Origin of the sequence: Kitasatospora sp. NPDC007106 (genome assembly GCF_040634455.1) — a bacterium.
GTDB lineage: Bacteria > Actinomycetota > Actinomycetes > Streptomycetales > Streptomycetaceae > Kitasatospora > Kitasatospora arboriphila.
This window is the reverse complement of record NZ_JBEYFP010000217.1, coordinates 1-9,024: the sequence shown is the minus strand read 5'-3', so window position 1 is coordinate 9,024 and position 9,024 is coordinate 1. Positions and strand designations below refer to the sequence as shown.

10 protein-coding genes are annotated in these 9,024 nt (G+C 74.6%); 3 read left to right on the top strand and 7 right to left on the bottom strand.

Translation table 11 applies throughout. From position 1 onward, the window contains the following. Positions 1–64: 64 nt before the first annotated feature. Positions 65–715 (bottom strand): hypothetical protein, encoded by a 651-nt coding sequence (locus tag ABZ641_RS18335; RefSeq protein WP_359983001.1) that lies wholly within the window; start codon positions 713–715, stop codon positions 65–67. A 97-nt stretch (positions 716–812) separates the two neighbouring features. On the opposite strand from ABZ641_RS18335, the gene ABZ641_RS18330 reads away from it, so the two are divergent. Beyond that, positions 813–1,343 carry a SigE family RNA polymerase sigma factor gene (locus ABZ641_RS18330; protein WP_344622049.1) on the top strand — a complete coding sequence of 177 codons (531 nt, stop codon included), beginning with the start codon at positions 813–815 and terminating at the stop codon, positions 1,341–1,343. Then, positions 1,340–2,416 (top strand): hypothetical protein, encoded by a 1,077-nt coding sequence (locus ABZ641_RS18325; RefSeq protein ID WP_359982998.1) that lies wholly within the window; start codon positions 1,340–1,342, stop codon positions 2,414–2,416. The genes ABZ641_RS18330 and ABZ641_RS18325 overlap by 4 nt, the downstream gene beginning before the upstream one ends. Before the next feature lie 110 nt (positions 2,417–2,526). Here the strand turns inward: ABZ641_RS18325 and ahcY are convergent, their stop codons facing one another. The 5 genes from ahcY to ABZ641_RS18300 form a co-directional block, all read right to left on the bottom strand. Further along, positions 2,527–3,975, bottom strand: a complete 1,449-nt coding sequence (gene ahcY, locus ABZ641_RS18320) for an adenosylhomocysteinase (RefSeq protein WP_344622051.1) — start codon at positions 3,973–3,975, stop codon at positions 2,527–2,529. Positions 3,976–4,251: 276 nt separating this feature from the next. Further along, the gene (locus ABZ641_RS18315) at positions 4,252–5,226 is read right to left on the bottom strand and encodes a cation diffusion facilitator family transporter (RefSeq protein WP_344622052.1); all 975 of its coding nucleotides are present in this window, start codon (positions 5,224–5,226) and stop codon (positions 4,252–4,254) included. 116 nt (positions 5,227–5,342) lie between these two features. After that, a complete protein-coding gene (locus tag ABZ641_RS18310) occupies positions 5,343–6,509 on the bottom strand; it encodes an SIS domain-containing protein (protein WP_344622053.1) in 1,167 nt (388 codons plus the stop codon). A 34-nt stretch (positions 6,510–6,543) separates the two neighbouring features. Next, positions 6,544–6,726, bottom strand: a complete 183-nt coding sequence (locus ABZ641_RS18305; protein ID WP_263105126.1) for a Trm112 family protein — start codon at positions 6,724–6,726, stop codon at positions 6,544–6,546. Between the two features lie 130 nt (positions 6,727–6,856). Continuing rightward, positions 6,857–7,273, bottom strand: coding sequence for a DUF3499 domain-containing protein (locus ABZ641_RS18300; RefSeq protein WP_344622054.1), 417 nt, complete (start codon positions 7,271–7,273; stop codon positions 6,857–6,859). Between the two features lie 84 nt (positions 7,274–7,357). On the opposite strand from ABZ641_RS18300, the gene ABZ641_RS18295 reads away from it, so the two are divergent. Further along, positions 7,358–7,807, top strand: coding sequence for a metallopeptidase family protein (locus ABZ641_RS18295; protein ID WP_344622055.1), 450 nt, complete (start codon positions 7,358–7,360; stop codon positions 7,805–7,807). A 12-nt stretch (positions 7,808–7,819) separates the two neighbouring features. Here ABZ641_RS18295 and ABZ641_RS18290 read toward each other — a convergent pair. Next, the coding region (locus ABZ641_RS18290; protein WP_359982993.1) for a DUF5719 family protein at positions 7,820–9,024 on the bottom strand (1,205 nt) is incomplete at its 5' end.

Below are 9,024 nucleotides of genomic sequence, written 5' to 3'. Positions count from 1 at the left end.
CAGGCGCCCCCGGCGCCTGCGGCGGGCTTCGCCCCGCCGTCCTGACCGGGCGCGGGCTCCGGTCTCAGCCGGTGAAGCGGTCCGGCCAGGTGTTGGGCGGGGATTGCAGTTCCTCCAGTTCGACGCCGGGGGCGGAGAGCACCACGTCGCCGGCGATGTGGACGGTCCGCTGCTCGCCGGTGGCGAGGTCGGCGACCGTGTAGCGCTCGACGAGCAGCGGCCCGCTGTCGGTGTCGTGGGTGTCGACCCCGGCCAGCTGCCAGCCCTGGTCGACGGTGCGCGGGGCGAGGACGGGTTCGGTGAGCTCCACCAGGCGCACCCGCGTGCTCGCTCCCGGCTCCAGCCGCAGCAGCCGGGCGGTGGCGATCAGGAAGGCCGGCGAGGTGCCGGTGAAGCCGTGGGCCCGGTCGTGGCCCTCCACGGCGCTGTCCCCGGCCGGGTCGTCGGCGGCCGCCCGGACCCAGGCGACGCCGTCGACCGCGCCGCCCCGGACCTGCCAGCCGCCCGCCCGGAGCTCCATGCGCAGCGGGCGGCAGCGGGAGTCGAGGGTGAGGTCGGTGGCGGCGAGGACGCTGCCGTCGGGCGCGTAGGTCTTGGAGACGTACCGCCAGCCGGCCGGGCCCGGGGCGCAGCTGAAGCGTTCCTCGCCGATCAGCGCGGGGCCGTGGCCGGCGGGGCCGGTGTCGGTGTGCAGGGAGTAGCGGCCGTTGGGCATGGCCCGAAGCCTACGTGCAACCTTTTCGGGTCCCGGCTGCATCAGGGGGGCGGGCGGTGCGGGGCGTACCGCCGGGACGTGGGAGGAGGGGCCTTCGATGGGGAGGACGGCGGGTTCCGCGCGGCACGTGCGCGACGCCGAGTTCACCGAGTACGTGGCCTCCCGGGCGGGCTGGCTGCGGAAGGTCGCGTACCTGCTGTGCTCGGACTGGCACCGGGCGGACGACCTGGTGCAGGAGAGCATCACCAAGCTCTACGCGAACTGGTCGCGGGTCGGGCAGGTGCAGAACCGGGACGGCTACGCGCGGACGGTGCTGGTGAACACGTACCTGGCGGAGCAGCGGTCGCCGTGGTGGCGGCGGATCCGGACGGTCGGGTCCGAGCCGGACGCCGGTGCGGTGGTGGCGGCGGACCTGGACGCGTCGCTGGACCTGCGGCAGGCACTCTCGTCGCTGCCGCCGCGGCAGCGGGCGGCGGTGGTGCTGCGCTACTACTGCGATCTGACGGTGGAGCAGACGGCGGACGTGCTGGGCTGCTCGACGGGCAATGTGAAGAGCCAGACCTCGCGGGGGCTGGCGGCGCTGCGCCGCCGGGTGGTCCCTGCTCGGGCGGGAGGGGCGGAGGCGTGAACGGGGTCAGGTCGGAGCAGGAGCTGGTCGCCGGGCTGGCGGAGCTGGCCGAGTCGGCGGCGCCGCCGAGCGGCGTCGACGTGTGCGCGGCGGTGCGGCAGGGGCGGGGCCGGGTGGCCCGGCGGCGGATGTCGGTGTGGGGGGCGGCCGCCGCGGTACTGCTGGTGTGCAGTTCGGTGGCGGCGGGGGTGGGCGGCCGGTCGGCGGCGCCGGTCGGTCCGGCGGGACCGGGGGCCGGGTCGGCGGCGCCCTCGGTGACGCCGCGTCCGGGCGTACCGGGTCCGGGTGCGGGTGCGCCGGCCGCGGACGGGTTCGCGCCGCTGTCGGTGGAGGCTGACTTCGGCTGGCTGCCGGAGCAGGTGCGGGCGGTGCGCTACTCGTCGGGGGCGAACGGGGCGCTGGTGCAGGCTTCGGGCGACGCGGCGGGCGGCGGGATGCGCTTCGCGCTGGTCGTGTACCCGGTGGGGGTGACTCCGGAGCTGGAGCAGCAGCCGGGCAGGGCCGAGACGCTCCGCGCGACGGCACCGGTGGGCGGCCGGGAGGCGTACTGGGTGGTGTCCGAGGAGCGGTCGGACGGGCCGACGGTGCTGCGCTGGCGCACGGCGGACGGCCGGTGGGCGGAGCTGACCTCCTCCTCGGTGCCGCAGGACCAGCGGGAGGCGCTGCCGCGGCGGGTGGCGGAGAAGGTGGCGTTCGGCCGGCGGGCGGTGCCGCTGCCGGTGCGGCTGACCGGGGTGCCGGCGGCGTACGCGGTGACCGGCGCGGATCTGCTGCGGCCGGTGTCGGGCTCCGGTGACTGGTGGCTGCGGCTGACCGTCTCGGTGTCACCGACGCAGGCGTTCAGCACCACGGTGGTGCCGGTCGGCACGGACTGGCTGCCCCGGACGCGGGCGGTGCCGGGGTCGGGCGGCGCGGTCGACCCGGCGTCCTGCCGGGAGCGCGACGGCCTGATGCTGTGCGTGCAGGTCGGGAGCAACGGGGCGCTGGACGCGGTGGGCGGCGTGGCGGGCTGGTTCCCGCACGTGGTGGCGGTCGGCACGGACCCGGCGGCGTGGGAGCGCGGCACGGTCTGAGCGGATCGGCCGAGCGGGCCGAGGGGGGAACGGGCGTGCGCCCGGTGCTGGGGGGGCACCGGGCGCACGTCGTGGTGCGGGCGGCCGACCGGGGTCGGCGCGGGCCGGGATCAGTAGCGGTACTGCTCCGGCTTGTAGGGGCCCTCGACCGGGACGCCGATGTAGTCGGCCTGCTCCTGGGTGAGGGTGGTGAGCCGGACGCCGAGGGCGTCGAGGTGGAGGCGGGCGACCTTCTCGTCCAGGTGCTTCGGCAGGACGTAGACGCCGATCGGGTACTGGGCGGTCTTGGTGAACAGCTCGATCTGCGCGATGGTCTGGTTCGCGAACGAGTTGGACATCACGAAGGACGGGTGGCCGGTCGCGTTGCCGAGGTTCAGCAGGCGGCCCTCGGAGAGCACGATGATGGTGCGGCCGTCGGCCTTGCGCCACTCGTGGACCTGCGGCTTGACCTCGGTCTTCACCACGCCGGGGAGCTTGGCGAGGCCGGCCATGTCGATCTCGTTGTCGAAGTGGCCGATGTTGCCGACGATGGCCTGGTGCTTCATCCGCTCCATGTGGGAGGCGAGGATGATGTCCTTGTTGCCGGTGGTGGTGATGAAGATGTCGGCGGTCTCGACGACGTCGTCCAGGGTGGCGACCTGGTAGCCGTCCATCGCGGCCTGCAGCGCGCAGATCGGGTCGATCTCGGTGACGATGACGCGGGCGCCCTGGCCGCGGAGCGACTCGGCGCAGCCCTTGCCGACGTCGCCGTAGCCGCAGACGACGGCGACCTTGCCGCCGATCAGGACGTCGGTGGCGCGGTTGATGCCGTCGATGAGCGAGTGGCGGCAGCCGTACTTGTTGTCGAACTTCGACTTGGTGACCGAGTCGTTGACGTTGATGGCCGGGAACAGCAGCTTGCCGTCGCGGTGCATCTCGTACAGGCGGTGGACGCCGGTGGTGGTCTCCTCGGTGACGCCCTTGATGGTGGAGGCCATCTCGGTCCACTTGGCGGGGGACTCGGTGAGCGTGCGGTTGAGCAGCTCGAGGATGATCCGGTACTCGTCGTTGTCGGCGGTGGACGGGTCCGGGGCCTCGCCGGCCTTCTCGAACTCGACGCCCTTGTGGATCAGCAGGGTGGCGTCGCCGCCGTCGTCGAGGATCATGTTCGGGGTCTGGCCGTTCGGCCAGGTGAGCGCCTGCTCGGTGCACCACCAGTACTCCTCCAGGGTCTCGCCCTTCCAGGCGAAGACCGGGACGCCGGCGGGGGCCTCGACGGTGCCCTCGGGGCCGACCGCGATGGCGGCGGCGGCGTGGTCCTGGGTGGAGAAGATGTTGCAGGAGGCCCAGCGGACCTCGGCGCCGAGCGCGGTCAGCGTCTCGATGAGGACGGCGGTCTGCACGGTCATGTGCAGCGAGCCGGTGATCCGGGCGCCGGCCAGCGGCTGGGAGGCCGCGTACTCCTTGCGGATCGACATCAGGCCGGGCATCTCGTGCTCGGCGAGCTGGATCTCCTTGCGGCCGAACGGCGCCTGGGAGAGGTCGGCGACCTTGAAGTCACCGTTGAGAAGGGACGACATGCGGGATGCTCCTCGCTGCGGGGGGCCTGTCTACGGGTGTGCTTGGCCGCAGAGCGGCCACTGGTCGGCACTCTGCTGCGCGGCACAATCCGTCGGAGGACCTCTCTCCCTCGACCGGGGCGCCGGCCCCGATCGACCGCCATCAGCAGCGACGTTTGGCTCTGGGGACGAATCTACACCGAGCCGGGGACCGGGAGGCCGGGCCACGAGCAAGCCGGGCACGGTTTTCGGCCGCCCCGCGCGGTCCGTGCGCGGGGCGGCCGGGGTGTCGGACCGTCAGTGCCGGTCGGGGCCGGGGCCGCCCGGGGTGGCCTCCGGGTCGGGGCCGGCGGCGGCCTTCTCGGCGCTGTAGATGTCGGGCTCCAGGTAGATGGCGCGGGCGATCGGGACGGCGCGGCGCACCCGGGCCTCGGCGGCGTCGATCGCGGCGGCGACCTGGGCGGCGGTGTCCTCGGCGTTGACCGCGATCTTCGCGGCGATCAGCAGCTCCTCCGGGCCGACGTGCAGGGTGCGCATGTGGATCACGTCGGTCACGGTGTCGTGGTCGACCAGGGCGTCGCGGATCTCGGCGACGACCTCCTTGTCGGCGGACTCGCCGATCAGCAGCGACTTGGTCTCGGAGGCGAGCACCAGCGCGATGACGATCAGCAGCAGGCCGATGCACAGGCTGCCGATGCCGTCCCAGACGCCGTTGCCGGTGATGACGGTGAGCCCGACGCCGAGCAGGGCGAGCACCAGGCCGATCAGGGCGCCGCTGTCCTCCAGCAGCACGATCGGCAGCTCGGGGGCCTTGGCCCGGCGGATGTACTCGGACCAGCCGAGCGAGCCCTTGGCCTTGGCGGACTCCTGGAAGGCCGTCCAGAAGGACCAGCCCTCCATCACCACGGCGAAGACCAGGACGCCGACCGCCCAGCCCCAGTCCCGCAGCTCGTGCGGGTGGATGATCTTCTCGACGCCCTCGTAGGCGGCGAACATGCCACCGAGGCTGAACAGCACGATCGACACCAGGAAGCCGTAGACGTAGCGCTCGCGGCCGTACCCGAAGGGGTGCTGCTCGCTCGCCTCGCGGGTGGACCGCTTGCCGCCGATCAGCAGCAGCACCTGGTTGCCGGAGTCGGCCACCGAGTGGACGCCCTCGGCCAGCATCGACGAGGACCCGGTGAAGGCGAAGGCGGTGAACTTGCCGACCGCGATCGCCAGGTTCGCGGACAGCGCCGCGACCAGTGCCTTGGTGCCGCCTTCGGTGCTCATGCTGTGGTCCGGTCCCTCCGACTGGGCCTCTACGGCCGGTGGCTCAGCTGTCGAGCGCACACAGTATCCCGCCCGGACCGGAAGCCTGATCTCCGGTCAGGGCGGGACGGCGGCCGTCAGCGGGCCAGGCCGAGGTAGACCGCGGCGAAGTCGGTCGGGCCGGTGAGTTCGGCGAGCGCCTGCAGCGGGTCGTCCAGGGTGCTGGTGTACTCGGTGAGCCGCACGTCGTGGGCCTGCGCCAGCCGGCGGGCGCGGGAGACCGCGAAGCCCGGGTCGGCGTCCTCGGGACGGCCGGGGGTGTGCCGCAGCAGCACGACCTGCAGTTGCAGCGGCTCCGGCTCGTCGACCCGGTCGCGGAAGAAGTCGTCGGGGTCGGCGCCCGCGCCGAGGTGGCCGACGAACATGCCGCGGTGGGCGGTCAGCGTCCGCGGCAGCGGCCCGGGCAGCGCGGGCAGGCCGGCCCGGTCGGCGAGCATCGCGGCGAAGCGGGTCGCGGCGGCGTTCGGCACCGGACCGTCGGCCCAGACCAGCGGCACCGTGCCGGAGAGCTGGGCGGCCAAGCCCTTGGCCGGGTTGAGGTAGGCGGCCGAGTCGGGGCGGCAGCGGACGGCGACCTCGTCGAGGCGGTCCGCGACGCCCTGCATGGAGCCGGCCGGCAGCTGGGCGGCGCCGACCCGGTCGGCGAGGGCCATCAGCGGGGCGAGGTGCGCCCAGAGCGCCCCCGGGTCCTCGGCCGGCAGGTCGGGCTCGCCCTCGTGGTCCTCGGACGGCTCGACCGCGCTCGGCGCGAACGGCAGCGGCAGCGCCCGGACCTGCAGCGCCGCCTGGGCGAGCGGGCTGCCGGACGGAGCGGTGACGGCGATCGCGCAGCCGCGTGCGTACGCCTGCTCGGCGAGGCCGATCAGGCCGCCCTCCAGGCCGGAGGCGCTGCTGACGACCAGCAGGTCGAGCGGGCCGACCCAGCCGGGCAGCTGCCAGGCCAGCCCCGCGGCCAGTGAGTCCGGCGTGCCCCGGCGGGCCTCGGCGGGGCCGAGCGGCAGCACCTGGCAGGCGGGCACGGCGACCGCGGCGAGCACTTCGGCGGCGGTCAGCGCGCTGCCGTGACCGGCGACCAGGAGGGTGCGCGGCCGGCCCTCGGGCCGCAGCGAGGCCAGTCCGGCCTCGTCGGCGAGCCGGACGGCGGTGCGGATCCGGGCGCCCGCCCCGGCCAGCGCCAGCAGGGCGTGCTGCCGGTCGGCGCGCTGCAGGGCGGCCGGATCGTCGAGCAGGGTGTCGTCGAGCATGCGGCCGGCCTCCAACGGGCTCACCGGGCGGGGGTCAGGAGGGGCGGCGGGCCTCGTCGACCAGCAGGACGGGGATCTCGTCGCGCACGGGGTAGATCAGGCCGCAGGTGTCACCGGTGCACCGCAGCTCCGGCTCGTCCCGGTCGGAGCTCTCGGCGAGCGGCGCGTGGCACTGCGGGCAGACCAGGATCTCCAGCAGGAAGGACGGCAGGCTCATGGACGTCGGGCTCCAGATTCGTGCGGTGTGCGGTGCGGCCAACGCGGCCGACAGCCACACTACCGGCCGTGGCGGGGCTGTCGTCAGATCATCGGGCGCCCGGTCGCCGACGTGCCTCCCGGGCCCTCGGTCAGTTGTCCGGGGAGCGCAGGACGCGCAGGTGGCCGCGCCTGCCGATCTCGCCGGAGTCGGCGTCGTGGGTGCCGCCCTGACGCGGCGTGCGCTCCTGCGGGCGGGCCGCCTCGCGGACGGCGTTGGCGAGCGCCTCCAGGTCGTCGCTGGTGCGGCGGACGGGGCCGGCGTCGGCGGCGAGGCGGACGACCTCCCAGCCGCGCGGAGCGGTCAGCCGCTCGGCGTGCTCGGCGCACAGGTCGTAGCAGTGCGGTTCGGCGTAGGTCGCGAGCGGGCCCAGCACGGCGGTGGAGTCCGCGTAGACGTACGTCAGCGTCGCCACGGCCGGCCGGCCGCACGCGGTCCGCGAACAACGACGTACAGAGCTCACGAGGGTGGACGGTACAGCACTCCCGGGCGGGCCGCGACGACCCACCCCCGCCGGGCGTTCCGTGTCGCCGCCGCACCGGCCCCGGGGTGGTCCGCTCCGGCCGGGTCAGGGACTACTCTCGACACTGATATGGACAGCCCCACACCTCCGTCACCGGCCGGTGGGCAGCGCCGAGCGCGCCACCGGGACCGGCACGGCCGCGGCCTGCGCGGACCGCTCGCACCGCCGCAGGTGCCGATCTCGCTGACCCGATCCGAGCTGTTCGACGACTACGTCCGCGAGTCGGTGGAGCGGTTGGAGCGCCGGTGGCCGCAGCTGGTGGACGTGGAGTTCGCCGTCCAGGAGGTGCCGCTGCCCGGCCGGGGCGAGTCCGACCCGGACGGCGTGCCGCTCGGCCGGGTCGTCCCCGCCGCGCAGGGCCGCAAGAGCCGGATCGTGGTGTACCGCCGCCCGATCGAGATCCGCGCGAAGTTGCGCGAGGACCGGGCGGCGCTCGTCCACGAGGTCCTCATCGAGCAGGTGGCCGAACTGCTCGGGCTGTCGCCCGACGCCATCGACCCCCGCTACGACGAGGACTGACCGCCCCTCCGCTCAGCGCAGCACCAGACCGGGGTCGTTCTGCGCGTACGGCACCGTGACGGTGCTGTGGTCGTCCCGGAAGGCCTGCACCGTGAACATCGGGACGTCCTTCTGCGGCAGGGCGAGCATCCGGGCCGCGACCACCGGGCCGCCGGAGACCGTCTCCGCGGTGATCCCGTAGACGCCGTTCAGGCCGGCCGGCTCCAGGTTCTGCACGACGACCGTGCTGCCGGCCGGGACGTCGACCTCCTTGGTCGCCGGGGTGCCGCCGCCGGTGCCCGCGGACGCCGTGAGCCTGACCTTCGCCGCGGCGGAGCCCGTCGCGGTCAGGTAGAGCGTGGTGGCGCCGCCGCCGCGGTTGTCCGCCAGTCCGGCGCGCTTGCCGATCGGGCCGGCCGCGCTGATCCAGGCCGCGTCGGCCTTGCCGTTGTTCGCCCGGTCGACCCGGACGGCGGCGACCACCGGCGTCGGGTGGGCCGGGTCGCTCGGGCTGAGCCGGATCGCGCCGGCCTCGCTGTGCTCGAACGGGCCCAGGTCCAGGGCGGCGACCATGCCTGCCTTGACGTGCAGGCTCTCCTTGCCGGCCGGGGTGAACCAGCCGTTCTTGCCGGAGATCTGGATCTTCAGGTCGGCGTCGTCGTCGGCCGGGGCGGCGACGATCAGCCGGGCCGAGGCCAGCTCGGCCGGCAGGCCCGGCAGCACCTGCACGGCGGCGGGCGCCGCGGAGGCGGCCACCCAGTCGCCGCCCTTGCCCTCGTCGGAGACGTTGAGCGCGGCGCCGACCCGGCCGTCGCGCACCACCACGTGCACCGCGAGGTCCGGCTCCACTGCCGTGGTGAGCAGGGACTTCAGCCGGACCCGCTGGGAGCTGCCGGGGGCCATGGTGATGCCGTTGGCCGCTTCGACGTCGATCGCGCCCTTCGCGCCGACCAGCCGGATGTCGACCGTCGCCGGGGCGGAGTCCGCGTTGACCAGGTTGACGTAGTCGTCGCGGCCCTGGGCGGTGCTGGCGCCGGCGAACCAGAAGTCGGTGCCTGAGGGCGCGCAGTCCAGGCCGTAGAGGCCGGCCCGGGCCTGGTCCAGGTAGGTGGTGGTCTGCGAGAGGCCGAAGCCGGGGGCGAAGGCGCCCTCGGCGGTGGCCACCGTGCCGGGCGCGGTGTCGCCGGCGAGACCGCGGCCGGTGACCGGGACACCCGGCTTGGCCAGCGTCAGCCGGG